The organism is Pseudomonas sp. Irchel s3a10, from assembly GCF_900187525.1.
Lineage (GTDB): Bacteria > Pseudomonadota > Gammaproteobacteria > Pseudomonadales > Pseudomonadaceae > Aquipseudomonas > Aquipseudomonas koreensis_G.
In genome coordinates this window covers 219,150-244,463 of sequence record NZ_FYDR01000005.1, presented here as the reverse complement: position 1 = coordinate 244,463, position 25,314 = coordinate 219,150, and the positions used below count along the sequence as shown (strand labels likewise).

33 protein-coding genes are annotated in these 25,314 nt (G+C 59.8%); 8 read left to right on the top strand and 25 right to left on the bottom strand.

Annotated elements, in window-relative coordinates; all coding sequences use genetic code 11:
* Window positions 1–289: 289 nt before the first annotated feature.
* The 5 genes from rimO (at window position 290) to tsaA (ending at window position 4,663) form a co-directional block, all read left to right on the top strand.
* The gene (gene rimO / locus CKW11_RS16915; protein WP_095138419.1) at window positions 290–1,627 is read left to right on the top strand and encodes a 30S ribosomal protein S12 methylthiotransferase RimO; all 1,338 of its coding nucleotides are present in this window, start codon (window positions 290–292) and stop codon (window positions 1,625–1,627) included.
* A 222-nt stretch (window positions 1,628–1,849) separates the two neighbouring features.
* Complete coding sequence (locus tag CKW11_RS16910) at window positions 1,850–2,323, top strand: GNAT family N-acetyltransferase (RefSeq protein WP_095138418.1); 474 nt, start codon at window positions 1,850–1,852, stop codon at window positions 2,321–2,323.
* Window positions 2,324–2,511: 188 nt separating this feature from the next.
* Complete coding sequence (locus CKW11_RS16905; protein WP_095138417.1) at window positions 2,512–3,222, top strand: rRNA pseudouridine synthase; 711 nt, start codon at window positions 2,512–2,514, stop codon at window positions 3,220–3,222.
* A gap of 72 nt (window positions 3,223–3,294) precedes the next feature.
* Window positions 3,295–3,762, top strand: coding sequence for a DUF1456 family protein (locus tag CKW11_RS16900; RefSeq protein ID WP_095138416.1), 468 nt, complete (start codon window positions 3,295–3,297; stop codon window positions 3,760–3,762).
* A gap of 202 nt (window positions 3,763–3,964) precedes the next feature.
* Window positions 3,965–4,663 carry a tRNA (N6-threonylcarbamoyladenosine(37)-N6)-methyltransferase TrmO gene (gene tsaA / locus CKW11_RS16895; RefSeq protein WP_095138415.1) on the top strand — a complete coding sequence of 233 codons (699 nt, stop codon included), beginning with the start codon at window positions 3,965–3,967 and terminating at the stop codon, window positions 4,661–4,663.
* A 157-nt stretch (window positions 4,664–4,820) separates the two neighbouring features.
* Here the strand turns inward: tsaA and fpr are convergent, their stop codons facing one another.
* Window positions 4,821–5,600 (bottom strand): ferredoxin-NADP reductase, encoded by a 780-nt coding sequence (fpr, locus tag CKW11_RS16890; protein ID WP_007908723.1) that lies wholly within the window; start codon window positions 5,598–5,600, stop codon window positions 4,821–4,823.
* A gap of 133 nt (window positions 5,601–5,733) precedes the next feature.
* On the opposite strand from fpr, the gene CKW11_RS16885 reads away from it, so the two are divergent.
* Complete coding sequence (locus CKW11_RS16885) at window positions 5,734–6,660, top strand: LysR family transcriptional regulator (protein WP_027611091.1); 927 nt, start codon at window positions 5,734–5,736, stop codon at window positions 6,658–6,660.
* Here the strand turns inward: CKW11_RS16885 and CKW11_RS16880 are convergent.
* The 3 genes from CKW11_RS16880 to CKW11_RS16870 all read right to left on the bottom strand — a co-directional run bounded on the left by CKW11_RS16880 (window position 6,657) and on the right by CKW11_RS16870 (window position 8,714).
* Window positions 6,657–7,019 (bottom strand): diacylglycerol kinase, encoded by a 363-nt coding sequence (locus CKW11_RS16880; protein WP_003222276.1) that lies wholly within the window; start codon window positions 7,017–7,019, stop codon window positions 6,657–6,659. The genes CKW11_RS16885 and CKW11_RS16880 overlap by 4 nt on opposite strands.
* A gap of 74 nt (window positions 7,020–7,093) precedes the next feature.
* A complete protein-coding gene (gene erdR / locus CKW11_RS16875) occupies window positions 7,094–7,744 on the bottom strand; it encodes a response regulator transcription factor ErdR (RefSeq protein WP_027611090.1) in 651 nt (216 codons plus the stop codon).
* A gap of 223 nt (window positions 7,745–7,967) precedes the next feature.
* Window positions 7,968–8,714 (bottom strand): tRNA-uridine aminocarboxypropyltransferase, encoded by a 747-nt coding sequence (locus CKW11_RS16870; RefSeq protein ID WP_177440015.1) that lies wholly within the window; start codon window positions 8,712–8,714, stop codon window positions 7,968–7,970.
* A 189-nt stretch (window positions 8,715–8,903) separates the two neighbouring features.
* Here CKW11_RS16870 and CKW11_RS16865 point away from each other — a divergent pair, with 189 nt between their 5' ends.
* Window positions 8,904–9,329 carry a PA3611 family quorum-sensing-regulated virulence factor gene (locus tag CKW11_RS16865; RefSeq protein ID WP_095138413.1) on the top strand — a complete coding sequence of 142 codons (426 nt, stop codon included), beginning with the start codon at window positions 8,904–8,906 and terminating at the stop codon, window positions 9,327–9,329.
* Here CKW11_RS16865 and CKW11_RS16860 read toward each other — a convergent pair whose 3' ends face one another.
* Window positions 9,330–9,524 carry a hypothetical protein gene (locus CKW11_RS16860; protein WP_095138412.1) on the bottom strand — a complete coding sequence of 65 codons (195 nt, stop codon included), beginning with the start codon at window positions 9,522–9,524 and terminating at the stop codon, window positions 9,330–9,332. It lies immediately after the preceding gene.
* Between the two features lie 358 nt (window positions 9,525–9,882).
* Here CKW11_RS16860 and CKW11_RS16855 point away from each other — a divergent pair, with 358 nt between their 5' ends.
* Complete coding sequence (locus tag CKW11_RS16855) at window positions 9,883–11,001, top strand: TIGR00730 family Rossman fold protein (RefSeq protein WP_095138411.1); 1,119 nt, start codon at window positions 9,883–9,885, stop codon at window positions 10,999–11,001.
* Window positions 11,002–11,055: 54 nt separating this feature from the next.
* On the opposite strand, the gene recX is transcribed toward CKW11_RS16855, so the two are convergent.
* The 20 genes from recX to CKW11_RS16755 form a co-directional block, all read right to left on the bottom strand.
* Complete coding sequence (gene recX / locus CKW11_RS16850) at window positions 11,056–11,526, bottom strand: recombination regulator RecX (RefSeq protein ID WP_003222270.1); 471 nt, start codon at window positions 11,524–11,526, stop codon at window positions 11,056–11,058.
* A gap of 8 nt (window positions 11,527–11,534) precedes the next feature.
* A complete protein-coding gene (recA, locus tag CKW11_RS16845) occupies window positions 11,535–12,593 on the bottom strand; it encodes a recombinase RecA (protein WP_003222269.1) in 1,059 nt (352 codons plus the stop codon).
* An 83-nt stretch (window positions 12,594–12,676) separates the two neighbouring features.
* Window positions 12,677–13,177, bottom strand: coding sequence for a CinA family protein (locus CKW11_RS16840; RefSeq protein WP_095138620.1), 501 nt, complete (start codon window positions 13,175–13,177; stop codon window positions 12,677–12,679).
* Between the two features lie 68 nt (window positions 13,178–13,245).
* On the bottom strand, window positions 13,246–13,764 hold the full coding sequence (locus tag CKW11_RS16835; RefSeq protein ID WP_095138410.1) for a lysis system i-spanin subunit Rz: 519 nt from the start codon (window positions 13,762–13,764) through the stop codon (window positions 13,246–13,248).
* Window positions 13,743–14,309 carry a glycoside hydrolase family 19 protein gene (locus tag CKW11_RS16830; RefSeq protein WP_095138409.1) on the bottom strand — a complete coding sequence of 189 codons (567 nt, stop codon included), beginning with the start codon at window positions 14,307–14,309 and terminating at the stop codon, window positions 13,743–13,745. The genes CKW11_RS16835 and CKW11_RS16830 overlap by 22 nt, the downstream gene beginning before the upstream one ends.
* Window positions 14,310–14,342: 33 nt before the next feature.
* The gene (locus CKW11_RS16825; RefSeq protein ID WP_095138408.1) at window positions 14,343–14,597 is read right to left on the bottom strand and encodes a hypothetical protein; all 255 of its coding nucleotides are present in this window, start codon (window positions 14,595–14,597) and stop codon (window positions 14,343–14,345) included.
* Entirely contained in the window at window positions 14,597–15,757 is a 1,161-nt protein-coding gene (locus tag CKW11_RS16820) for a hypothetical protein (protein ID WP_095138407.1), read from the bottom strand. Before CKW11_RS16820 ends, CKW11_RS16825 begins: the two co-directional genes overlap by 1 nt.
* A gap of 18 nt (window positions 15,758–15,775) precedes the next feature.
* A complete protein-coding gene (locus CKW11_RS16815) occupies window positions 15,776–16,222 on the bottom strand; it encodes a phage tail assembly chaperone (protein ID WP_095138406.1) in 447 nt (148 codons plus the stop codon).
* Window positions 16,223–17,119 carry a phage tail protein gene (locus tag CKW11_RS16810; protein ID WP_095138405.1) on the bottom strand — a complete coding sequence of 299 codons (897 nt, stop codon included), beginning with the start codon at window positions 17,117–17,119 and terminating at the stop codon, window positions 16,223–16,225.
* 41 nt (window positions 17,120–17,160) lie between these two features.
* The gene (locus CKW11_RS16805) at window positions 17,161–17,628 is read right to left on the bottom strand and encodes a phage tail assembly chaperone (protein ID WP_095138404.1); all 468 of its coding nucleotides are present in this window, start codon (window positions 17,626–17,628) and stop codon (window positions 17,161–17,163) included.
* Complete coding sequence (locus tag CKW11_RS16800; RefSeq protein ID WP_095138403.1) at window positions 17,628–18,551, bottom strand: hypothetical protein; 924 nt, start codon at window positions 18,549–18,551, stop codon at window positions 17,628–17,630. The genes CKW11_RS16805 and CKW11_RS16800 overlap by 1 nt, the downstream gene beginning before the upstream one ends.
* 22 nt (window positions 18,552–18,573) lie before the next feature.
* A complete protein-coding gene (locus tag CKW11_RS16795) occupies window positions 18,574–19,140 on the bottom strand; it encodes a tail fiber assembly protein (RefSeq protein WP_095138402.1) in 567 nt (188 codons plus the stop codon).
* A gap of 7 nt (window positions 19,141–19,147) precedes the next feature.
* Window positions 19,148–20,245, bottom strand: a complete 1,098-nt coding sequence (locus tag CKW11_RS16790; protein ID WP_095138401.1) for a phage tail protein — start codon at window positions 20,243–20,245, stop codon at window positions 19,148–19,150.
* A gap of 247 nt (window positions 20,246–20,492) precedes the next feature.
* Window positions 20,493–20,954, bottom strand: coding sequence for a phage tail assembly chaperone (locus CKW11_RS16785; protein WP_095138400.1), 462 nt, complete (start codon window positions 20,952–20,954; stop codon window positions 20,493–20,495).
* Window positions 20,955–20,961: 7 nt separating this feature from the next.
* Complete coding sequence (locus tag CKW11_RS28855) at window positions 20,962–21,582, bottom strand: hypothetical protein (protein ID WP_256582084.1); 621 nt, start codon at window positions 21,580–21,582, stop codon at window positions 20,962–20,964.
* 14 nt (window positions 21,583–21,596) lie between these two features.
* On the bottom strand, window positions 21,597–22,196 hold the full coding sequence (locus tag CKW11_RS16775; RefSeq protein ID WP_095138399.1) for a YmfQ family protein: 600 nt from the start codon (window positions 22,194–22,196) through the stop codon (window positions 21,597–21,599).
* Window positions 22,184–23,230, bottom strand: a complete 1,047-nt coding sequence (locus tag CKW11_RS16770) for a baseplate J/gp47 family protein (protein WP_095138398.1) — start codon at window positions 23,228–23,230, stop codon at window positions 22,184–22,186. Before CKW11_RS16770 ends, CKW11_RS16775 begins: the two co-directional genes overlap by 13 nt.
* Window positions 23,220–23,618 (bottom strand): phage GP46 family protein, encoded by a 399-nt coding sequence (locus CKW11_RS16765; protein ID WP_095138397.1) that lies wholly within the window; start codon window positions 23,616–23,618, stop codon window positions 23,220–23,222. Before CKW11_RS16765 ends, CKW11_RS16770 begins: the two co-directional genes overlap by 11 nt.
* Complete coding sequence (locus CKW11_RS16760; protein ID WP_095138396.1) at window positions 23,618–24,127, bottom strand: phage baseplate assembly protein V; 510 nt, start codon at window positions 24,125–24,127, stop codon at window positions 23,618–23,620. Before CKW11_RS16760 ends, CKW11_RS16765 begins: the two co-directional genes overlap by 1 nt.
* A 143-nt stretch (window positions 24,128–24,270) precedes the next feature.
* Window positions 24,271–25,314, bottom strand: a complete 1,044-nt coding sequence (locus CKW11_RS16755; RefSeq protein ID WP_095138395.1) for a phage baseplate assembly protein — start codon at window positions 25,312–25,314, stop codon at window positions 24,271–24,273.

The following is a 25,314-nucleotide window of genomic DNA, read 5'->3' as shown; positions in this document are numbered from 1 at the left end:
TCCAACACTCCTGATTCTCGAACCGGCTTCTTTGATGAAGCACTATGCTTTGTGATGCAGCATGCGCTGTTTTACCTGTTGTTACAGACGTTTTGTTGACTGTAAAAAATCGGTAAAGCTCAACGGCGCGAAGCATAGCGCAGCACTCGTCGTATTTCCCTGCATAAAGCTGGTCAAGTGCGTTACTCATCGCTAGAATTGCGCACTTTTTGATCAGAGGCGCGCCCTAAGCGCCCATCCGTCGGTTTTCCCACACGGCAAGCGACGTCACAAAATACCGAGGTTAGACATGTCCACCACTCCTGCGCCGGCCAATCCAAAGGTTGGCTTCGTATCTCTGGGTTGCCCGAAAGCACTGGTCGACTCCGAGCGCATCCTGACCCAGCTGCGCATGGAAGGCTATGACGTGGTGTCCACCTACCAGGACGCCGACGTGGTGGTGGTCAACACCTGTGGTTTCATCGACTCGGCCAAGGCTGAGTCGCTGGAAGTGATCGGTGAAGCGATCAAGGAAAACGGCAAGGTGATCGTCACCGGTTGCATGGGCGTGGAAGAAGGCAACATCCGCGACGTCCACCCGAGCGTGCTGGCCGTGACCGGTCCGCAGCAGTACGAACAAGTGGTCAACGCCGTGCACGAAGTGGTGCCGCCGCGTCAGGATCACAACCCGCTGATCGACCTGGTACCGCCGCAAGGCATCAAGCTGACCCCGCGTCACTACGCGTACCTGAAGATTTCCGAAGGCTGCAACCACAGCTGCAGCTTCTGCATCATCCCGTCGATGCGCGGCAAACTGGTCAGCCGTCCTGTCGGCGACGTGCTTGACGAAGCTCAGCGCCTGGTCAAGTCCGGCGTCAAAGAGCTGCTGGTGATTTCGCAGGACACCAGCGCCTACGGCGTCGACGTGAAGTACCGCACCGGTTTCTGGAACGGCGCGCCGGTGAAAACCCGCATGACCGAACTCTGCGAAGCGCTGAGCACCTTGGGTGTCTGGGTCCGTCTGCACTACGTTTACCCGTACCCGCACGTTGACGAGTTGATCCCGCTGATGGCCGCCGGCAAGATCCTGCCGTACCTGGACATCCCGTTCCAGCACGCCAGCCCGAAAGTGCTGAAGTCGATGAAACGCCCGGCGTTCGAAGACAAGACCCTAGCGCGGATCAAGAACTGGCGCGAGATCTGCCCGGATCTGATCATCCGTTCGACCTTCATCGTCGGCTTCCCGGGCGAAACCGAAGAAGACTTCCAGTACCTGCTGAACTGGCTGACCGAAGCCCAGCTCGACCGCGTCGGCTGCTTCCAGTATTCGCCGGTAGATGGCGCCCCGGCCAATGATCTGAACCTGGAAGTGGTGCCGGACGACGTCAAGCAGGAGCGTTGGGAGCGCTTCATGGCGCACCAGCAGGCGATCAGCTCGGCACGCCTGCAAATGCGCATCGGCCGCGAGATCGAAGTGCTGGTGGACGAAGTCGACGAGCAAGGCGCCGTCGGCCGCTGCTTCTTCGATGCCCCGGAAATCGACGGCAACGTGTTCATCGACAACGGCAGCAACCTCAAGCCGGGCGACAAGGTCTGGTGCAAGGTGACTGACGCTGACGAATACGACCTGTGGGCTGAGCAGATCTAAGCACCACACAGTACCTGTGGGAGCGGGCTTGCTCGCGAAGGCGGTGTATCAGTCACTGGATATGTCGACGGATACACTGCTTTCGCGAGCAAGCCCGCTCCCACAGGGGATAGTCGTGTCATCAAAAGCCCCGCTCTTTTTACGAGATGCGGGGCTTTTTTACGGCTATCGTTTGCAGTGGGAAGGAATCCCGCTCATCCATTTGAAAAGAGGCAGACGGGCATGCGTCAGCATTCGGTCATTCACACGCCGAAACTCAGCGATTATCAGGAACTGACCCGGGTCTGGGAGGCCTCGGTTCGCGCGACCCATGATTTCCTGCCAGACAGCTACATCGAGTTGCTGCGCAATCTGGTGCTCACCCGCTATCTGGACGCGGTGATGCTGATTTGCACCAGGGATCATCAGCAACGCATCACCGGATTCGCTGGGGTGACGGCGGGCAAGATCGAAATGCTGTTTATCGATCCCGCCCACCGTGGCCAGGGTTTGGGCAAGAAACTGCTCAACTACGCCATGCAGCATCTGAATGCCGATGAACTCGACGTCAACGAACAGAACCCGCAGGCACTGGGGTTTTACTTCAAGCAGGGTTTTGAAGTGATCGGCCGCTCGGAAGTGGATGGCATGGGCCAGCCATATCCGCTGCTGCATATGCGCTTGCGGCAGAACCAGCAGCGTTCAAGCCACGCCTGACATACCAATGAACCCTTGTAGGAGTGAGCCTGCTCGCGATAGCGCCGGACCAGCCGACATCAATGCTGAATGTTAGACGGCAATCGCGAGCAGGCTCACTCCTACAAAAAACACCTACCGAAATGGAACCGGGCTTAACCGGCGCCAGGCAGGTACAATGCCCACCCCTTTTTTGTTACGGCCCTGTCATGACTGACCCGATTCGCCTCTCCAAACGCCTCATCGAACTGGTCGGTTGCTCCCGCCGGGAGGCCGAGCTGTTCATCGAGGGCGGCTGGGTCACCGTGGACGGCGAAGTGATCGACGAACCGCAATTCAAGGTCGGCGACCAGAAGGTCGAGCTCGACAAGGATGCCAAAGCCACCGCGCCGGAGCCGGTCACGATTCTGCTCAACGTGCCGGCCGGCATGGATGTCGACACCGCCATGCAATCGCTCAGCGCCGACACCCTCAGCGACGAGCACCGCTACGGCAAACGTCCGTTGCGCGGGCACTTTCTGCGTCTGACCGCCAGCGCCGATCTGCAGCCCAAGGCCAGCGGTCTGCTGGTGTTTACGCAGGACTGGAAAGTGCTGCGCAAACTGACCGCCGACGCGGCCAAGATCGAGCAGGAATACGTGGTCGAGGTCGAAGGCGACATGGTTGCCCACGGCCTCAATCGCCTGCAGCACGGCCTGACTCACAAGGGCAAGGAGCTGCCGCCGGTCAAGGCCAGCTGGCAGAACGAAAACCGCCTGCGCTTCGCCATGAAGAACCCGCAGCCGGGGATCATCGCGCAGTTCTGCGAAGCGGTTGGCCTGAAGGTCGTCGGCATCCGCCGCATCCGTATCGGCGGCGTGTCGATCGGCAAGGTTCCGGTCGGCCAATGGCGCTATCTGTCCGGCAAAGAGAAGTTCTAAGGCTTCCACTGCTGCCAAACATTCCGGCAGCGCGCCTGCGTGCTGCCCACAACGATTATCAGGATTACCCACATGATTCATAACGACGTACTGCGCAGCGTGCGCTACATGCTCGACATCAGCGACAAGAAAGTCATCGAGATCATCAAGCTCGGCGGTCTGGACGTGGAGCTCAAAGACGTCGTCGCGTACCTCGACAAGAAAGAAGAAGACGAAGAAGGCTTCGTGCGCTGCCCGGACGAAGTCATGGCGCACTTCCTCGATGGCCTGGTGATCTTCAAACGTGGCAAGGACGAAAGCCGTCCGCCGCAGCCGATCGAAGTGCCAGTGACCAACAACATCATCCTGAAAAAGCTGCGTGTTGCCTTCGAACTGAAAGAAGACGACATGCACGCGATCCTCAAGGCTGCCGAGTTCCCGGTGTCCAAGCCGGAGCTGAGTGCACTGTTCCGCAAGGTCGGCCACACCAACTACCGCGCGTGCGGCGACCAGTTGCTGCGTAACTTCCTCAAGGGCCTGACTCTGCGCGTTCGCGGCTGATCTGCGCCACTAGCTCTGAATCGGCGGCGCGGCCTTCGCGAGCAAGCCCGCTCCCACAGGTTTTGTGGCTGACACAACACCGGACTCCACTCGAGACCCCTGTGGGAGCGGGCTTGCTCGCGAAGACGTCGGCCCCGTCATCACCTGCCTTGAAGCCTTGCGGGTTATCATGCCCGCCCCGCTCCCGCCTTGATTACCGAACATGACTTACAACGTCTCACCCATCGGCTTCGTGCGCTCCTGTTTCAAGGAGAAGTTCGCCATCCCGCGCCAGCCGCAACTGGCCCCCGCCGCCCGTGGCGTGCTGGAGCTGGTGGCGCCGTTCGATCAGGGAGACGCCGTGCAAGGTCTGGAGCATGTCAGCCATGTCTGGCTGTTGTTCCTGTTTCATCAGGCGCTGGAAGAGAAGCCGCGCCTGAAAGTGCGCCCGCCACGGCTGGGGGGCAACAAGTCCATGGGCGTGTTCGCCACCCGTGCGACTCACCGCCCCAATGGCATCGGGCAGTCAGTGGTGAAGCTGGACAAGGTCGAGGCCAATCGGCTGTTCATTTCGGGTATCGATTTGCTCGACGGCACGCCGATCCTCGATATCAAACCCTATGTGCCTTACGCCGATATCATCCCCGAAGCCTCCAACAGCATCGCCAGCGCCGCGCCACAGTTGATTGACGTGCGGTGGACGGACGCCGCGCTGCAACAGGCGCATGGCCATGCTCAGCGCCTCGGCGAGCCGCTGGTCGAGTTGATCGAGCAGTGTCTGGCGCAGGATCCGCGCCCGGCGTATCAGACGCCGGCACCGGAGCGCGAGTACGGTGCGCAGTTCTGGGATCTGGACGTGCGCTGGCATTACCCGACGCCGGAGCAGATTTGCGTGCTGGAAGTGATCCCGGCCTCGGCGTAAACCCCGGAAACGAAAAAGCCCGCGCTGCCTTCTCAGGCAACGCGGGCTTTCGCTTTTCTGTAGGAGTGAGCCTGCTCGCGATTGCGTTGGGTCAGTCAAGATTGATACCGACTGACACGGCCCTATCGCGAGCAGGCTCACTCCTACATTTTGTTCCTTACTTCTCGACGAACGCACGCTCGATCAAGTAATCACCCGGCTCGCGCATCCGCGCCGAGATCTTCAGGCCGAAGCTGTCGAGCACTTCGCTGGTCTCGTCGAGCATGCTCGGGCTGCCGCAGATCATCGCGCGGTCGTCCTGCGGGTTGATCGGTGGCAGACCGATGTCGCTGAATAGCTTGCCGCTACGCATCAGGTCGGTCAGACGGCCCTGGTTCTCGAACGGCTCGCGGGTCACAGTCGGGTAGTAGATCAGCTTGTCACGCAGCGCTTCACCGAAGAACTCGTTCTGCGGCAGGTGCTCGGTGATGAATTCACGGTAGGCGACTTCGTTGACGTAACGCACGCCGTGCACCAGGATCACTTTTTCAAAGCGCTCGTAGGTTTCCGGGTCCTGGATCACGCTCATGAACGGCGCCAGACCGGTGCCGGTGCTCAGCAGATACAGATGCTTGCCCGGGTTCAGGTCGTCGAGCACCAGGGTGCCGGTAGGCTTCTTGGAGATGATGATCTCGTCGCCTTCCTTGAGGTGCTGCAACTGCGAGGTCAGCGGACCATCCTGCACCTTGATGCTGAAGAACTCGAGATGCTCTTCCCAGTTAGGGCTGGCGATCGAGTAAGCGCGCATAAGCGGGCGGCCGTTGGGCTGTTGCAGGCCGATCATCACGAACTGACCGTTCTCGAAGCGCAGGCCCGGATCGCGGGTGCACTTGAAGCTGAACAGAGTGTCGTTCCAGTGATGAACACTGAGGACACGCTCGTGGTTCATGTTGCTCATGTACGTGGGACTCCTGGATATTGGGTCTGCGCTCGCCTTTGCGGCCAACAGTGCGCAATTGCATCGCATTCTAATAGCGACGACAATATCTGTTAACTGGATTATTAAGATAAGGGTTATCGGTTATATCGATATGCGATTTACTCTTCGTCAACTGCAAGTCTTCGTCGCCGTCGCCCAGCAGGAGAGCGTATCCCGTGCTGCGGGTCTGCTCAACCTCTCGCAATCGGCGGCAAGCACCTCGATCACCGAACTGGAGCGCCAGTCCAGCTGCCAGCTGTTCGATCGCGCCGGCAAACGGCTGAGCCTCAACGCCCTCGGCAAACAGCTGCTGCCGCAAGCGGTGGCCCTGCTTGATCAATCCAAGGAAATCGAAGACCTGCTCAACGGCAAATCCGGTTTCGGCTCACTGTCGGTGGGTGCCACCCTGACCATCGGCAATTACCTGGCGACCCTGTTGATCGGCGGTTTCATGCAGCGCCATCCGGAAAGCCAGGTGAAGCTGCATGTACAGAACACTGCCAATATCGTGCATCAAGTCGCTCATTACGAAATTGATCTGGGTCTAATCGAAGGCGACTGCAGCCACCCGGACATCGAAGTGCAGAGCTGGGTGGAAGATGAACTGGTGGTGTTTTGCGCACCGCAGCACCCACTGGCCAAACGTGGCAGCGCGACCATGGAAGAGTTGACGCACGAGGCGTGGATCCTGCGTGAACAGGGTTCCGGCACGCGCCTGACTTTTGATCAGGCCATGCGGCACCATCGCAGTGCGCTGAATATCCGTCTGGAGCTGGAACACACCGAAGCGATCAAACGCGCGGTGGAATCAGGGTTGGGGATTGGCTGTATTTCGCGGCTGGCGCTGCGTGATGCGTTTCGACGCGGCAGCCTGGTGGCGGTGGAAACCCCGGATCTGGATCTGGCCCGGCAGTTCTACTTCATCTGGCACAAGCAAAAGTACCAGACCTCGGCCATGCGCGAGTTTCTCGAGCTGTGCCGCGCCTTCACCGCCGGGGTGCAGCGCAGCGACGAGATCGTCTTGCCGAGTATCGCTTAAAGCAGAATCACCGCCCACACCAGGGCAATCATGCTCAGGGCCACGAATTGCGCGGCACTGCCCATGTCTTTGGCGTTCTTCGACAGCGGGTGCAGTTCCAGAGAGATGCGATCGATGGCCGCTTCCACCGCCGAATTCAGCAACTCGACGATCAGCGCCAGCAGGCACACAGCGATCAGCAGTGCCTGTTCGACGCGACTGACATTCAGGAAGAACGTCAGCGGAATCAGCACCACATTGAGCAGCACCAGTTGGCGAAATGCGGCTTCGCCGGTGAAGGCTGCGCGCAGGCCGTCCAGCGAGTAACCGGAAGCGTTGAGGATGCGTTTCAGGCCGGTCTGGCCCTTGAAAGGTGACATAACGTAAAAACCAACCAGAAAGGAGTGGGAAAGCTAGAGCAACAAAAGTCAAAAAAGCGTGAAGGCGCCAGCTTTTACTGGCTCGGAATTGACTCAAGTTGTTGCAGAAGTAATGCCGCCTGCGTCCGGGTGCGCACATTCAACTTGCGAAAGATCGCCGTGACGTGGGCCTTGATGGTCGCTTCGGACACGCTCAACTCGTAGGCAATCTGCTTGTTCAGCAGGCCTTCACAGACCATGGTCAGTACGCGGAACTGCTGCGGGGTGAGACTGGCCAGGCCGTCGCTGGCGGCTTTGGCTTCATCGGAGACACTGACGGCTTCGAACGCCTGCGGGGGCCAGAACACATCGCCATCGAGCACCTTGCGCACGGCTTGCTGAATCACGTTCAGGTCGCTGGACTTGGGAATGAAGCCGCTGGCGCCAAACTCGCGGGACTTGACCATGACCGAAGCTTCTTCCTGCGCCGAAACCATGACCACCGGAATCTGCGGGTACTGCCCGCGCAGCATGACCAGACCGGAAAAACCGAAAGCGCCGGGCATGTTCAGGTCCAGCAGGACCAGATCCCAGTCGGATTTTTCGGTCAGGCGCGCTTCCAGCTCGGCGATGCTCGCCACCTCCACCAGTCGTACATCCGGGCCCAGGCCCAGGGTCACCGCTTGATGCAGTGCGCTACGAAACAGAGGGTGATCATCGGCAATCAGGATGTCGTATGTGGCCATTGTTCAAATGATCCTGTTTTTGATGGCAGACCCGACGCATTCGGGCCTCGCCAAAACAACTCGAGATACCGCCGCACAGCGCTATCCACAGGGGCACGTTCAACACCAATCACGAGCAAACACGGCGTTTCAAACCTTGGCCGCACCCCAATCGGCGCCAAGCATGCCCAGCGTAGCCGGGGTGGTCAAGCAGCACGGCCGCCGCTGGGTGAAGTATGGGCCACTATCGGGCCAACACGGCTTGCGGCTTTCGTATATAAGGCAACAGCTCGGCGTGGGCCGGGGTCGACTCGTTGAGCGGCAACTGTTGTTTGGCGCCCAGATAATGCTGGCTGAACACATCGAAGTAAGCGTCCAGTGCCGACGCTGCGTCGCTGTCCCCGGCCAGTTCCAGACACAACGCCGCGACTTCGGCGGTGCACAGGTGCTCGCTGCGGGTGGAACGGCGCAAGCGATAGCGCGAGAGTCTGTCGGGCAGCAGGCTGAGAATCGGCAAGCGGTCAAAATACGGACTCTTGCGGAAGATCTTGCGCGCTTCGGTCCAGGTCGCATCCAGCAGAATGAACAGCGGACGTTTGCTGCTATCGAGAGCGACAGTGTTGGTCACGCGTGCCGGTTCGACGTATTCGCCGGGAAATACCAGGTACGGCTGCCATTGCGGATCATTGAGCAACGCCAGCATCTGCGGGTCGGGTTCGGTGCGCGACCAGATGAAGGCATGGTTGTCACGCACCACATCGGCAATCAGCCAGCCGGTGTTGCTGGGTTTGAAGACTTCCTTGCCGGTCATGATCAGGCACACGCCGGAGCGGGTTTCGACCGTCGGTCGCCAAGCGCACAGGCAATGGCTGATGATCACCCGGCAATCGCGGCAACGCTCGGAGCGAAAACCTCGGGCCTGAATCGGCTTGATACCTTCGTCCTCGCGCTGGTCACGCAAGCGGGCTACGGCGTTGGGGGCATGATGGATCACGGGCAACGCCTTATGGCAGGAAAACTCGACACGCACAGCACTCGGCAAGGCAATAAAGGCTGGCAGTTTACCAGAGCGGCGAGCGCAAACCTGTACCGTCCCGACCGGCTCCCCTATAATCCGGCGCCACTGAACGCACAGCCACAGGGCTGGTCGAACCACCAGTCACTGAATCAGGAGAGTTTCATGCTGCGCCTTATCGTTCCTACCGCGGCCATCGCACTGGCGTTGTCCTTCAGCGCACAAGCGGCGTCCCTGAAAGAGCAGAATCTGAACAAAGAACTGCGCAACATCGCCGCACAAAGCAGCGTCGGCACACCACGGGCGATCAACGAAGACATTCTCGATCAGGGCTACACCGTTGAAGGCGTTACCCTGATCAACCACCTGAGCGTGCAGGCCAGCCACGCCGAAAAGATGCGCGCCGATCCAAAAGCCGTGTATTTCCAGTTGGGTGCTTCGGTGTGCAACAACCCGTCGTACCGCAAGCTGATGGCCAAGGGCGCGATCATGCGTTACGACTTCAGTGAATATAAAACCAACAAGGCCATCGGTTCGGCCAGCTATCAGGATTCCGATTGCCCGAAAGCCGCCCCGGTGAAAAAGAAGTAATCATCGAGTATTGGCGCGCCGCTGTTCATCTTCGGCGCGCAATTCGGCCACCAGGGCCTGCAAGTAGCGAGACCGTCGTTCTCCGCCTGCCAACCGACGGCAGCACTCCTCTTCGAGACTCACTTGATTGGTCTCGGCTGCCGCTTTCAGCATCCGATACAGCTGCGTATCGATCTCCAGAACCACTCTGGCCATCTCTCCCGCCTCCTTGCCTGCTACCCGCGAATCCTTGAAAAGCGCGCACCCTGCGTACGATTGCTGACTCAAAGCTGTCGTACAGTGCCTGTAGGTTAGTAAATCAGAGTGATTGCTCTACGGCGTACCTTCGGACGAGTGGTGAACACTCATTTCCAATAAACCCGCAACGGTTGCCAGGAAAGCCTGCGCGGCGTAAAGATCAATTCAGCGCAATGGCTCGCGAGGGTCTAGATTCAAAGTATTCCCGATCACCTGTTCACGGCAGAAAAAGGAGCTGCCGAGTGTGTGTTTTTTTGCAGCGCGGCACTGACGCCGCACGTCAGGGCCACCCGCTCTGTGCAGAAGGAGACGTTGAATGCCTTACCAACCGAATGACCTGCTCAGCCGTCATTTTCAGGAAAGCGGCCCCGACCTCATCAGCAAGGTCGAAGAACAGCTCAAGCAGATTTCCCCCAACAGCCCGAATCTGCCGATTTATCGCGACATGATCCTGACCGTGCTGCGCATGGCCCAGGAAGATCACAACCGCTGGAACGCCAAGATCACCCTGCAGGCCCTGCGCGAACTCGAGCAGGCGTTCCGAGTGCTGGAACAATTCAAGGGACGACGCAAAGTCACCGTATTCGGCTCGGCGCGCACGCCGGTCGAGCACCCCCTGTATGCAATGGCCCGAGAGCTCGGCGCAGCCCTGACACGCTCGAACATGATGGTCATCACCGGTGCTGGTGGCGGAATCATGGCTGCCGCGCACGAAGGCGCCGGGCGTGACCACAGCCTCGGGTTCAACATCACCCTGCCCTTCGAACAACATGCCAACCCGACCGTAGACGGCACCGGCAATCTGCTGCCGTTCCATTTCTTCTTCACCCGCAAACTGTTCTTCGTCAAGGAAGCCGATGCGCTGGTGCTGTGCCCTGGCGGGTTCGGTACTCTGGACGAGGCACTGGAAGTACTGACGCTGATCCAGACCGGTAAAAGCCCGTTGGTGCCGGTGGTGTTGCTGGATGCGCCGGGCGGAACCTTCTGGCAAGGCGCGCTGGATTTCATTCGCCAGCAACTTGAAGAAAACCGCTACATTCTGCCCACCGATCTGAAATTGATGCGTCTTGTCTATAACGTCGATGAAGCCGTGGAGCAGATCAACCAGTTCTACAGCAACTTCCACTCCAGTCGCTGGCTCAAGCGTCAGTTCGTGATTCGCATGCATCACAAGCTCAGCGAGCAGGCTCTGGAACATATGCAAGAAGCTTTCGCCGATCTGTGCCTGAGTGATCAGTTCCATCAACACGCTTACAGCGGCGAGGAACATGACGAAGCGCAGTACAGCCACCTGGTGCGGCTGGCTTTCGCGTTCAATGCCCGAAATCATGGCCGTCTCAGGGAACTGGTGGATTACATCAACCTCCCGGAAAACTGGGTTCAAACCAAAACGCAGACCACCCAACGTGCACGTGAGCCATCAAAGGTAAGTTGAAGGCAAAAAAAAACGGCCCGCTATTTTCATAGCGGGCCGTTTTTTTAAACCGATTTAATCGTCCATGCCTCTGCCGCTGAACAAGCGGTTGATCATCTCCATCGAAAACCCCCGATAGGCGAGAAAGCGGCCTTGTTTGGCGCGTTCCTTGGCGTCAATCGGCAAGTGTCCGGAGAACTTGCGTTGCCACGTCTCGCGAAGCTGCTCCTGCCAATCGATACCGCTTTCACGCAGGGCGAGTTCGATATCGGCGCGTTGCAGACCTCGCTGACCCAGCTCTTCGCGAATGCGCAAGGGGCCATAGCCTGAGCGGGCACGGTAGGAAACAAAGCTTTCGAGGTAACGGGCTTCGGAAAGCAGCCCCTCTTCCGTCAACCGGTCGAGGGCTGTTTCGATCATTTCCGCCTCAGCGCCGCGCTGACGCAGTTTGCGCGTCAGTTCGACTCGACCGTGCTCGCGTCGAGCGAGCAGATCCATGGCAGTTCGCCGCACCGCGACGAGGGTATCGAGTACAGCGGTGGTCATCGCTGCGATCAGATATCAGCGTCAGCCAGGTCGTCTTCGGTCTCTTTGACCGCAGAAGCCTTGGAGTCGGCAATCACCGCTGGCGACAGCAGTTTGTCACGCAGCTGCTTCTCGAGCTTGGCAGCGACTTCCGGGTTGTCTGCCAGGAACTTGGCCGAGTTGGCCTTGCCCTGACCGATCTTGGTGCCTTCGTAGGCATACCAGGCGCCGGACTTCTCGACGAAACCGTGCAGCACGCCCAGGTCGATCATCTCGCCATTGAGGTAGATGCCCTTGCCGTAAAGGATCTGGAACTCGGCCTGACGGAACGGGGACGCCACCTTGTTCTTCACAACCTTGACGCGGGTTTCGCTGCCGACCACTTCATCACCTTCCTTCACCGCGCCGGTACGGCGGATGTCGAGACGGACCGAGGCGTAGAACTTCAGCGCGTTACCACCGGTGGTGGTTTCCGGGCTGCCGAACATCACGCCGATCTTCATGCGGATCTGGTTGATGAAGATCACCAGGCAGTTGGCGTTCTTGATGTTACCGGTAATTTTACGCAGCGCCTGGGACATCAGACGGGCTTGCAGGCCCACGTGCATGTCACCCATTTCGCCTTCGATTTCAGCCTTCGGTACCAGTGCCGCCACGGAGTCGACGATGATCACGTCTACTGCGTTGGAGCGCACCAGCATGTCGGTGATTTCCAGCGCCTGTTCGCCGGTGTCCGGCTGGGAAACCAGCAGGTCGTCGACGTTGACGCCCAGCTTGCCGGCGTACTCAGGGTCGAGGGCGTGTTCAGCGTCGACGAAAGCGCAGGTCGCGCCGGCTTTTTGCGCCTGGGCGATCACGGACAGTGTCAGTGTGGTTTTACCGGAAGATTCAGGACCGTAGATTTCAACGATACGGCCTTTTGGCAGACCGCCGATGCCGAGTGCGATGTCCAGACCCAGAGAGCCGGTGGAGATAGCCGGGATCGCCTGACGGTCTTGATCGCCCATACGCATTACGGCACCCTTGCCGAATTGACGTTCGATCTGACCCAGGGCCGCAGCCAAGGCTTTCTTCTTGTTGTCGTCCATTAAAGTCCTCACGTAATCAATAAGGCCTGACGGCCAACACCTGTATAAGTAGCCAGTATTATTCCACAGCGTTCGCGGATCGCCTACCCCTGATTTTCGATTTCTCGTGCCGCTAGTCGCAGCAGCCCCTCTAGCGCGGCCTTCACCGTTTGTCGGCGCACTTCATCACGGTTGCCCGAGAAGTGCTGAACCTCGCTGGAAACAGCATCGCCCACGCCCCAGGCCAGCCAAACCGTGCCCACCGGCTTGTTCGGTGTACCGCCGTCGGGACCTGCCACGCCGCTGACTGCCACGGCAAACCGCGCCAGGCTGTGCTTCTGTGCACCACGCACCATCGACTCGACGACTTCGCGACTGACCGCGCCCACCGTGCCGAACAATTCGGCGGGTACATTCAATTGCTGGGTCTTCTGCCGGTTGGAGTAGGTCACGTAACCGGCCTCGAACCACGCCGAGCTCCCGGGAATCCGCGTGATCGCTTCGGCAATCCCGCCACCGGTACACGACTCCGCCGTGGTGACGTGGGCGTTGAGTAACTGCAAACGTCGGCCAAGCTCGGCAGCCAGTTGAGTGATCTCTTTCACGGTGCGCTCCGGATCGGGTGGAATGACCACCACCGTACACGAGCCGGTTGCGCTTTCAATACACAGACTCATTCAAAATGTTCGGGCGCCAGCGCTCTGACATAGGCCTGACACGCCTGCAAGGCAATCAGTCCGCGGTCACCGGTGTCGGTGATGGCGATAATTCGTTGAGCATGCGCCGGGTCAATTCGGGCGCGTACGGCTGCATGATCCACGCCGCTGGCGCCGGCGGTGGCTGGCACCCCACAGCCTGGGGCAGCATCGCCGGCGTCGATGAGAACTGACAGGCGCAGATCAGCAGTGGCAAGACGATCGCGCAGGCGATCTTGATCACGTTGGGCATCGTTCATGGCTCGATAGTGGGTTTGTTCACTGGCCGCCAGGCGTTGCTCAAGGGCCAGACGTTTATCCTGCTCGATCTGCTGCGCGCTGGCTGCGGCCACATTCAGCTGATTGAGAGTGTCGGCGTTTAACCGCGCCTGCTCTGCCAGTTGCCGCCCGTAGCGCCAGTCCTGAAACTGCCAGGCCAGCGCGGCGCCTCCCAAGGTCAGTAACAAAAAGCCGGTTAAACGCCAGGAGACGGACATAGCACCGCCCTCGCCCGCGCCCAGATATCCAGCCGATCCTGCAGGCCATTCAACCCGCCGTTGATTCGGCGGGTGATGCTGTTGAACTGGTCGCGATCGGCCAGATCGTTCAGGCCGTTCTGTTCCCAGAACCATGCCGCCGATTCCGCTGCCCATTGCGGTTGCTCAAGCAATTCCGGCAAGGACAGCAAGCGCTCGTCGCCGAACAGGCCGAGGCTGCACTGCCGATAGTTACTGCGCCCGGTGATCTGAATCAGCCCACGGCCCCGGTACTTTTGTCCGTCGCCATCGGCCTCGGGCGTGTTGCCCAGACGTAACGCCAGCGTGCCGGTGTCGTATTTGCTCAGGTACTGGTTGTTGCCCAGCTCGCGCACGTATTGCAGTTGCCCCGACTCATGGCCGACTTGCGCCAGGAACGCGGCGATGCGTTTTGGCGAGTCGATATGGCGGCGAGTCATTGCGTTATTAAGTGCAGAAACAAAAACGCCCGCTTGGGAGCGGGCGTTGGGCATGATGGTTTTAAGGTTGTCTTCAGTTATTTGCATGATGCGTGTTCCTCCCTGGAGGCTCCGATTGAATCATGGTTGGCGGACAACGCCCCCCAGCCATTTTTTTGCCAGAGTTGTCAGGGTGTTGTTCGGTGCCGCGACTTCGGGGGCTGTGAACACCCAGCCGAGGGTGCCGAAGTTGGCATTCCAGTCGATTTGCGGTAGCGGAGTGATGTCGGTGATATCGACCCAGATCAGATCCGGGTGGAACATCTCGGCCATGTTGCCGTCAGTCGAGAACAGCTCGACCACGGTGTTGTTGACGATGCGTGCGTAGGTTTTCATCAGGCGTACTCGTAGATGATTACAACGCCACGGGCTCCGGCACCGCCGGGTCTACCCGGTTGATTCGGGGCGTTGGCGATGCCGCCCGCTCCGGAACCATATCCCGAGCCGGGTGCAGCACCAGCTGCCGCAACGCTGCTGCCAAATCCGCCCGCGCCCAAGGGCGAAAGCGCTCCATGTCCGGCAAGAATCGAACTGCTGACGCTGATTCCAGGACTGCCCGCAGCCCCTGCGCTGCTGACAATAGTTACGCCAGTGGCCGCAGTGCTGGGGAAACCACCGACAAACAAGCCAAAATCAGCGAGTCCAATCACACCGACGTTTGGTGCGCCGCCACCACCAGGTGCGGAGACCAAGGATCCGATTGAACTCGTTCCACCGGGCCCTGCATTACCACCGATTACGCCGCCAGCACCTGCTGCGCCCACTGTCACGATCTGGCTAGCGCCGACACTTGAGGAAGGGATCCAGGCTTCGGCATAACTGCCTGAAGCGCCACCTCCCGAGACGGTGATCTGACTGGCATTCGTCGCGGCAATCCCTGCGCTCCCGCCACCTCCGCCGACAATTTTCACCAGCACATTCTTCATCCCCACCGTCGGCACATAAGTGCCAGACGAGGTAAACGTCTTCACTCCCAAAAACCGTCCACTCGCCGCACCGCCACCACTGGCATACACCAGCACCCAACTATCCAGCGCCGCGCTGTACACCACCGAACACACACTGCCGGCGACAATCTCGGCAGGTCGCAACACACTCAACGCCAGACTCAGCAGCGGCTTGGGCAGCAAGCCATTGGGCGCAAACGTACTCGCCCCGGTATTGGCATTGCCAGCGGTAAAGCGCAGCGCCAGACCGTCCTTCAATGAAGCGATGGCGGGCACGTAGTTGGCCATGTACAGATTGGCGGCACCGATATCGGTCGCATGCTTGTCTTCACCGGCCTGACTGATTTTTTTCAGCGCCTGCAACAGTTGCGTCGCATCGGTTTCGCTGGGTTCAAGACCCGCAGATTTGACAACATTCAACAGTTCATCGGTGACGCTGTTGCCCCAGGTTGCCGGGATCAGCGATCCGGGCAGGCCGGCGACGGCGTCTTCATTGACAAACTTGCCGTTCACCAGCCCGACGCTGGGAACGCTTTTTGGATAATCCATTTCAACTTCCCTGATGAATTACAGCGCAGCAGCCAGCCACCTCGGCGCTACCGGTCGATGCTCGCTGAACGGAAAAAATGAACCTTGCGGCCAGTCCCGCAACTCACGGCGATAGGTTTGCAGCTCGGCATATTGCTCGGTGGTCAATGTAGTACCGCCACCATCCTCGAGCTCATCGCGGTCACGTGCTACCAGACCGTCGGTGGCGGACAGTTGCGCCGTACGCCATGAGCGCTCGATATCAGCCGCTTCATCTGGTGAAGGAGGCGGTGGATCGACCAGGATCGGATAGCCGTTATCCGCTCGCACGCCGATCACTTTCGGTGTGATTGCCATCTGCTGCAGCAACGAAATCCAGTAACCCTGAGGAATTTCGATAACGTCGTCGGGAATGTCCGTCGAATTGATACCCGGTACATAGGCGCCCCGGGTACTGGCGCTGAATAAAACATTGAACGGATTCATTCAATAGCCCTTCGCAAGGTAAAAAACACCCCAGTTCGCACTGACGTCACCGTTGTAGCTGCGGACCTTCAGCCGGCAGCCCTGTCTCGTCGCAGAGGTGGAGAGCATGATCACCATCGCGCCGTCGCCCCCCGAGTGGATGGCCACGATCGAGGAAAACGCGTTGGGAAAAGAGATAGGAAAACTGACATTAACTTCGCCTTTGGCATCCGTGGTGCCAACCCCCCACTGGTCGATGTTACCGCTGGGATAGCGTTGATAACCGACGTTGCCTACGACACCGGAATGCGCTGTGGCATACCTGTCGCTGACCGATCCGCCATATAAACGCCACTGATTGCTCAGCTTGATCAGATAAGCGGAATCACCAAGATCCAGCTTCAGCGGTCCGAATGTGCCATTACAGGTTTCAATCTGTTCATTGGCTGCCGGACTGATCGTTAAAATGCCGGTGCCCGCATTGATCACGTGAAGGGTACTGGCGTGGGCAATTCCGTTGGTTGAAGGCAACGTCGCAGTGATCGGCGAGTTACTCGCAAAGCTGGCGACTCCACCGATATTGGCAGCGTTTAGAACTGTGCTCGCTCCATAGGACGCGAAACCGGAAAACTGCAAACCCGTTCGGGTTACGAATTCAGTCGTTGCAACCGATTTGCCACTGTCGAATTGCGGCGCAGTCACAAATAACTTGTTACTGCGTAAAGCCCCCAACAGTTGATCATTGGCGGACTCTGCAGGCGTAAGACCGGCAGCCTGGATGACCTTCAGTAATTCCTGCGTGACGCCGTTCCCCCAACTCGCTGGAATCAACGATCCTGGTTTACCCGCAACCGGATCTTCATCGACAAACTTGCCGTCCACCAGGCCTGCACTGGGAATACTTTTTGGATAATCCATTACTCATCTCCTGATCTGAAAACACATGCAACTTGATGGCGTTAGCCAACATCAGCGGCGAGCCACTCAGGGACCGAAGGCCGGGAAACTGCCGAAGGAAATTGACTTGAATCAGGCCAATCGCGCAGCGCCTGGCGGTACTCCAGCAACTCCAGATATTGCGCAGCCTTGAGCGTCGTCCCACGCCCCAGTTCCTGCTCATCACGATGCCGCGTCACCCACCATTCGGTGGCCGACAGGCTGGACTGGCGCCAAAGGCGCGCTGCCGCCAGAGGCTCTTGCTCATCGGGGACTATTTCGGGGGCAGCGACCGGACTGACCGTTACAGGCAACGGCGCAATCTCCTGGCGCAGTTCGCCGATGGGCGCGCCGATTTCGATCTGCATGCCCTCCGGCACTTGCACCATTGATTCGACGAAAACGGGGGCAAACAGTTGGGTGATTGCGTAGTCGCCGGTGTCGATCAGTTCGACCGCGACACCGTTTTCCATTCGTGCATAACGGGCCATTATTCGTACTCCCAGATTTCACAGAAGGCGTTGCCGCCGGCACCGCTGATGATTGAAGCCGACGCGCTGACCGAGCACGAACCGCTGCCGCCCGAACCACGGATACCTGCGTTACCAGCCGTGTTGGATCCGGTAAAAGCTGCACCGCCGTCGAACGGACTCGGAGCCCCGCAACCCGAGAGCAGCCCCCAATTGGCGTTACTCATCCCGAAGCCCCCCGTGACGCCGCGGGCGCTGCATAAATTGCCTCCAGTTACCGTCCCGCCGACCCCGCCCTGAATGAATCCGGACGATGTAGCCGAAGTCACGATTGCCAGTTTTTGCCCACCGCCCCCACCCGAAACGCTCATGTAGGCGCCAAAAGAAGCACCACCACCCGCCAGACCTGTGGTGTTGCTGACTGCACCGCCCGCGCCCAGCGAGACCGGTACGCCAGCCAGCATTTGGGCGGTAACGTCATACAGGCTTTCCGCGTAAGCACCGGAACCACCACCGCCACCAAGCATCTGGCTACCTGCCGGCACCGGCTCACAACCGCCACCCGAACCACCCGCCCCCACCAACCGCACGCGAATCCGTTTGGCCCTGGGATTGGGCTTGTAAACCGTGATCCCGACCGTCTCGATCTGCCGCACCGCCAACAACCGCCCCACCGCATCGGTGATGCCATAACCGGCCAACGTGGTCGGGGTGTTTTTCAGTTTGCTGAAGTCGACCAAAGCACCGATGGCCATTGCCAACTGGTCGGTTCTGGCTTCATCAGGCGTCAGACCGGCAGCCTTGATCGCGTTGAGAATCTCTTGCGTGACGCTGTTGCCCCACGCGGCCGGAATCAACGATCCCGGTGAACCAGCAATCGGGTTTTCATCGACGAAACCGCCGTTGACCAGGCCAACGCCGGGAATACTTTTTGGATAATCCATTGCACTGCTCCCTGTGCTGAAATCAGTCGGCTACGGCTGCGCCGGGCGCGACCGGCCAGGTAATTTCGTAGGGGAATCCGACCTGCTTTTCGATGCGATTCAGCTCGACGCTGTAGAGCTTCCATTCGATCAGCAGCAGTTGTTCGTCATGGTTGGCATCGCCGATGTCTTCGGCGTATTGCAGCGGCGCGATGCGCAGGACGGCGTCGCGCAGCAACACATCTCTTTGAGCAAGAACGACGCGTTTGCGATCCGCCAACTGCGCGACGTCATCGACCTGCCACGCATTGTCCACCCAGGCATGGAAGCCGCCCGGCCATGGCAACGAGGTGAAGCCTTCCGGCAACTCGCCCAATGCCGTCCAGGTTTGCCTCATGCCGGTGTCAGTGCGGTAAACATCGCCGCGATAGTCCGCTTGCTGTTGCAGAGAGCCATTGACATAAGCCCAGGCAAAACCGCTTGGGGCCGGGGAAAGTTCGATACTCAGCGTCACGGCGTTACTCGGCAGTTGCAAACCGATCCCCGGCACCAGTGGAAACTCGACAGGTCCGGTTAATGCACCGCTATCGTCTATCAGATAATTGAACATGTGCACCTCAGATCAGTTTGATACGCGCGGGATAGGCGATATTTCGCGGACGGGTTTCCGCCGAAAAATTGCCGATGTTGCCGATGTAAGTGTCTGAGTCGAATGCAGGGTTGGGGTACGTTGTTGCCACGGTCGTTGTCGTCGGTGAAAAGTTGACATTGGTGCCGACATCCCAGACACCGTCTGGAATCGCCGGGGCCGGTTTGAAAGATGCCCCTGTTCCCGTGGGCAGGTAATGGTTGTGACTCTGCAACGCATGCATTTGCAGGCTACCGGACACACGACCGGGATCAACATTTCTGGTTTCACTGAGCACTCGCAGAAACTCACCACGAATCTCGGGAATCCGGAAATTCGAGGCACCATCGCCGCTGGTCCAGCCGCCCTCCCGACCGGTTCTGGCCGCTTCGGTCGTCAACGCTCCGGACGCCTGAGCAAAATCCCACAACCAAGGCCATTCGGCGCGTTTGAACAGATCACCGTTGGGAAAGCCATAGCCACCTGGATTGAGCGACAGAGTGGTTTCAAAAAACGGCCGCCCCAAAGCGCTGTTATCAAAGCGACCGATCGGCCACCAACTCCCCGCCCCGTCACTGCGCAAATGCCACCAGTCTCCGTTGCCCATCAGCACCAGAAAGGGGTAACCGCCAGGCGAGAGGTGTGTGTGAAAACGAACCTTGTCAGCGTCGGAGGTCTGCACAACGAGTCGATTGCCGCTGTTGTCCATCCGCCGGACAATAACGTCGCGAATACCCAAGGCAGCGTTGGCCGATGGCAATGTCACCGTCACCGGCGCGGGGCTGCCGTCGATCAAAACAAGTCCCAACTCAGCTTCAGTCAGCGATCTGGATGTCGCCAGACGAGTGACCACCGAGCGCATCGGACTGGCGGTGCCGACAATCGACTGAATCGCCTTGTACAACTGACCGGTGTCGGCTTCAGAAGCCACCAACCCGCCACCGTTAATCACACTCAGGATCTCCTGAGTCACGCTGTTGCCCCACACCGCCGTAATCAACGAACCCGGCGTGCCTGCCACCGGGTTTTCATCGACAAAGCGGCCATCAACCAGACCGACGCTGGGGACGCTTTTTGGATAATCCATAGGTTTCTCGTTCCTCTGAAATAACAAATGAACCGCGTCGTGGCGATCGCGAGTACGAGCCAGCGGCGGTCTGTTTTCTGAAAATAAAAAGCCCACGGTGAAGTGGGCTTGGGTGCTAGATCCAGCAGATGGACACCGGCGTGCCGGTCAGCGGATTCTCATCGGCAATTTGCCGTGCATCCGCCCGGGACTGGGCGCACTTTTTCGGATAATCCATTTATCCGACTCCTCAACGCTGCGTCATGCATCACGATTTGGCCCGCGTCCTTGCCCGGGGCTTTTTCACCACAACGTCGCCTGCTAGCGACAGCACTGGGCGTTGTGCAACGGCGGGAAACTGCGCCGATGAGGGCCAATTGCGCAGGTTGCGGCGATACTGCTGCAACGCTGTGAATTGCTCGGCGGACAGCGTGGTGTCTTGCGCGTTTTCCAACTCGTCGCGGTGACGTGCAACCAGCGGATCTGTTTCGCTCAATTGCGCATCACGCCACTGACGCTCGGTGATCGTGGCCTCTGCCGGCGTAGCGGGCGGTGCATCGGCCAGAATGGGGAAGCCATTGGCGCGACACACAATTACCTGATTGCGCTTGCACCCTTCGATCAACTCGTTGCGGTGCGACGGCGAGATTTCGACGGCATCCTTGGGAATCGTCGAATTGACACGAGAATCAAAAAATCCCTGAACCGAAGGGCTCCAATAAATTTTCATGAACGACCTACTTACCTATGGCGATGTACTGCGCGCCCAGAGACGGACTGGAGCCCCGGGAAACAATGGTAGACAGACTCCGGGTACTGGCTGCGATATAACCGATGGATCCAGAGGAGGCGGTGTAATCGTTGCAAACCATCACCCGAAAAAAGTTTGAATTGAAGCTCACCGGAAGCGTGGTGATCACATCAGTGGTGGCGCTATTGATCCACCCCCACTGAATAATCAAGCCGCCCATCCAGGACGGAAAAGCGAGGTACCCGGTGCCTCCACTGTTAGCCAGACTGAACCCGAGCTTGAGCTTCTTCGGGGTCACTGCCACCGTGTCATCAACACCAGTCCCCACCTGATCCTGAGTCGCGACTTTCATCACTCCGGCAGCGGTTTCGCTCGCCTGTCCAGGCAACCGGTCGCTGATGCTTTTTGTAATCGCCTGCTGCAGCTGAGCGTGATTCTGTTCATCCGGCACGATGGCAGCTGCCTTGATGACATTGACGATTTCTTCCGTCACGCCGTTGCCCCACGCAGCCGGAATCAACGAACCCGGTTTGCCGTTGATGGCGTCCTCATCGACAAATTTCCCATTCACCAGACCGGCGCTGGGCACACTCTTCGGATAATCCATCCCGTCATTCCTCCCTAGTCATAATTGATGTGCACCTTGGTATGCGCCGGCGCACTGCGGTGGATCAGGCACTCCAGCGCCGAGCCCGGGTTGACGCCGAAGCGCTCGCCCCAGTAACTCGCGCCGTAACGCCGGCCGAGCAGCAGGCGGCCGCCGGTGTTGAGGGTCCACATGAATTGCGCTTCCCAGGTACCCCAATGCGCCGAGCCGAAACGCGAGCGGCCCATGCGTGGGGCTTCGTGTTCGGTGATGCTGGCGTTGGGGTAGCCCTGGCTTTTGGCGATGTCGAGGTAATAACCGACGGCCTGGCTGCCGACCGCGAGCAAGCGTCGGCGTACGGCGAGGCGGCGGTCGTCGAACAGCGGTGTAGCGCCCAGGCACGGGTCGGGCAGCTCCATCACCCGCTCCCAGTCCGGCACCAGTTCGCTGACACCGGCCGGGTCCATCTCGTTGAGCAGGTCGGCGGCGCGGGCATCGAGGCGCGCCAGTTCGACGGCGACGCCTTGTAGCACTTCCTCGAGTTCCGGAACGCGCTCCGGGTCCCACGCTGGGCCGCTGGGCAGCAACGCGCGCAGCTGCGCCTGATATTGCGCGGCGGTTCTTATGCCCCCCATACGCAACCTCCGAAGGTCAGCAGTTCGCTTTGCCCGGCAGGCACATCAGCGGCCGGTGCGGTCAGCGTGTGATCGTACTCACCGCCGGCGCTGCTGATGGCTTCGCGGATATGGCTGATCAGCAGCGGTACACCGAGGTCGGCCTCGCGGTTGTGCAGGTCGCGCAATTGCGCTTCAACGGCGGCGCGCACCGCAGTGGTGTCTGGATTGACGCTCTTGAAGCGGTAAACCACCGGCACCTGAATCGGCCGCTGCACGTGCACTTCCGCCGTCACCGGGCGCAGCGGTTCGATGTACTCCTGAACCTCCGCCAGTTGTTCGTCGTTAGGCACCGGTTGCGGGTCTTCATCACGCATGATGAACACCGTCACCGTACCCGGCCCAAGGAAACCACCGCGGCACCAGGCCCGCGTCACGCCCGGCACTTCCAGCGCCCAGGTCTCGTAGTCGCTGGCCGAACCGCCGTGGGGGATCACGCGATAAGAGCGGATCACCCGCGAGCGCAACGACTCCAGGCTTTCCCGCGCCACCCCGCCGCTGAGGCCGGGCGCGAGCACCACAAAACTGTTGCCGACCACGCCGGCGATCGGCTGCACCGGGTTCAGCGCCAGACCGCCATCGGCATTGCCCAGGCTGCCAGCATCGAGCGCCGCGATGGTGGTGGTATTGCTGCCATTGACGGTGGTGCGCGCGGCGGTGACTTTGTAGGTACGGCCATCGCTCGCTTGCAACAGCGTGTCGACATCCAGCACCGCGCCTGCGGTTGCGGTAAAACTGACGCTGCCGGTGGCGACTTGCGCCGGTTTGCGCGGCTGGTTCAGGCGCAGGGCGGCGATGCGTTCGAGGGTCGATTCGTCGGCCTTGTCCGGCAGGATCTGCTCGGCAATCCAGTCGAGATAACCGTACAGACCATACGCGGCGCCACCGAGGGTGCGGGCCAACACTTGCGCATCGGACTGGCGCAGCGAATCGCCGGCCAGGTCGCTTTGGGTGCGTTTGATCAGCACCGGCAGCGAAGGGGTTTCAAACGGCATAGATCACCTGCCAACTGTTATCGGGGTTGATGTCCAGACGTTCGCCGTCGGCCAGGGTCAGGACCGTGCGCAGGTTCAGGCGCTGGGCGTCGAGGCGTTCGCTGATGATGTCGATGGCGCTGCAGTGGCCGTCGTCGATCAGCCATTGCAGGGCTTCGCGGGCATAGAACTCGGCGTCCATCTGGGTCTGTCGGGTCAGCTTGACCCGACGCAAAAGCCACAGCCGCGAACCGATGCGATCGTCGGCGACGCTGGGAAAGCTGTCGCCCCACCAGCCGAAGCGCTCCTCGTCGTCGAGGGCGTCGTCATCGGCGGCGCGGCGCCAGGTGAACAGGCTGATGAGCACGGCGCGGGTCAGTGCGGCGTGGAGGTTCTGGCTGATAAACATCATTGGCCTCCTGCCGGCACACCGGTCTGGCCGCTACCGGCCTGCACGCCGACGTGCACGTGTTTGATCTGGCTGATGCCACCGGCGAGTTGATCGCCGGTGGAAACGATCTTGCCGGTCTGGTTGATCACCGGCGTGTCGAAGTTCACCGCGCTGCTGGCGCGGATGTTCAGGGTGGCGGTTTCGATGTCGATGATTCGCCCGCGCTTGAAGTGAATCCTGTCGCCCTCATCGGTGTAGAGCGCCACTTCGCCCGAGGCCAGCGACTGCAGGCGATAACGGCGATCGGCGACCACCAGGGCGATGGCGTGAGAACGGTCACCGCCGAGAAACGTGACGATGCCTTCGGCGCCGGCCAGCGGGTTGCTGGTGAAACCGTAGGGTTCGAAGTGCTCCAGGTCGTCGTTCACTTCACCGGCGGTGAGGCGCATTTGCAGCGATTGCAGCTTGGATGCCGAATGGGCGAGCACGACAGTGCCGCGCGCCAGCAGGCGTGTCAGTAGGCTCATGAAATGTCCTCAGAGAGCAGACCCGACACGAACAACATGTGGGAGCGGGCTTGCTCGCGAAAGCGGTGGGTCAGTCAATGGGATGTTGGAGCTGCCGACGCTTTCGCGAGCAAGCCCGCTCCCACAGGGGATGGGTGTCAGGCTCAGGTTTTTTTCGGGGGTGTGGGATCGGGATCAAAGGTCTGCGGCGGCGCCACTTGCAGGGTGGTCACCGAGCCTTGCGCCGACAGCGAATACGTCACTTTGGAGATCAGCATGTCGCCGTCGAAGCCGAGCACCGGATCCTTGACCTTCACCAGCGTGTTGTGGCGCCACAGATCGCCATTGGTCTGGCGCCAGCCCTGCACCTGATAGGTAGTGGTCTGCGCCCGACCAACGCGCGTGGCGCTTTCCCAGAGCGCCCGTTTGAGCGACAGATCAGGATTGATCTGCAGGCCCTCGTTGATCACGGTGACGCGGCGGCGCTTGTAGCCCAGATCCGTGGCGATCGATTCAATCTCGCTGACCGCCGCGCCGCTTTTCTGATCGTTGCCTTTCTGCTGGCCAATGACCCGGTATTCAGAGAACACCTGGCTGTAATCCATCGGCGCGTTGGCCGAGAGGATGTTCTTGCCCAGTTCCAGCGCATCGCTGGCGCGGCCAGCGCTGCCGGGTCTGGCCAGTACCAGCCGTCCTGACGCATCGTCGGTGGAGAACACCCGAAACAGCGAAAGCAGACGATCGATCGATTGAAACACCGTTTCCCCCGGCACCAGGGTGTAGCTGCCCAATCGCGTGGTTTCGGCAATCTCGCTGACCACCTTGACCTTGTAAGTCGCCGCCAAAGCCTCGACGATGCCCAGCATGGGCTGGTCTTTCCACTGGTTAGGACGGTTGATTGCGGCACAGTCCACCAGATCCTGAGTACAGGAACTGCCCTCGATGGTCAGGCTGATCTGGCGTCCGTCGTAGCTGATCGGCGCCTTGAACACGTAGCCGGTGAGCACCAGGTCCTGGCCGATCTTCACTTCGCACGGATCGCCCGGTTTGATCGGTTTGTCCACCGTCTGCCCCGGCCACTGCCAGGTGATGTCGAGTTTGAAGGTACGAAACTGACGCTCCAGATCAGCCGTGATTTCCACACTTTTCCAGCCGCCGTATTCCATGTTGTCGACGGTCAGCGTGACGCGGTTGTCTATCTCGCTCAT